Raw genomic sequence first — 426 nt, 5'->3', positions numbered from 1 at the left:
CAAAAGTGCGATTCCAGTTCGTCCAGCAGTGCTCGGGGTACTTGTGTGTCGACCGGCAATGCAGTGGGCGTGTCGCGCGAACAGTTCGGGTAATAGACTAGCTTGGCAGGATCGGCATAGCGCGAGATCGCATCGATGAATGCGCGCGATTGCACCATGATCAAGCCCGCGCACGAATAGATCCAGCGGACCATCATGCCGATTGCGCCCAGCACGAACTTGTTCTTGATGAAGCCTGTGGCGCTCAGGCTTTCCGGCCAGAGATCCAGCACCCACATGGCCATGGGCTTGCGCAGCCGCCATTTCAGATAGATCGCAGGTATTGCGGCCGTAATGGGCGACAGCGAAAAGACGAATACGACGTCGAACGACTTGCCCTTGGCTTGGCGGGGAAAATGGCGCAAGCCATTCCAGACGAACGACATG

The 426-nt window shown here is 57.5% G+C and carries 1 pseudogene; it reads right to left on the bottom strand.

Annotated features, from left to right (window positions below):
- Positions 1 to 426: pseudogene (locus KDH83_RS31735) on the bottom strand (glycosyltransferase WbuB); the annotation flags it as partial.

The sequence above is a fragment of the Achromobacter sp. Marseille-Q0513 genome, assembly GCF_018195695.1.
In the GTDB taxonomy this organism is placed as follows: Bacteria; Pseudomonadota; Gammaproteobacteria; order Burkholderiales; family Burkholderiaceae_B; genus Achromobacter.
The sequence above is the reverse complement of the archived record's forward strand: the minus strand, read 5'-3'. Positions and strand labels throughout refer to the sequence as shown.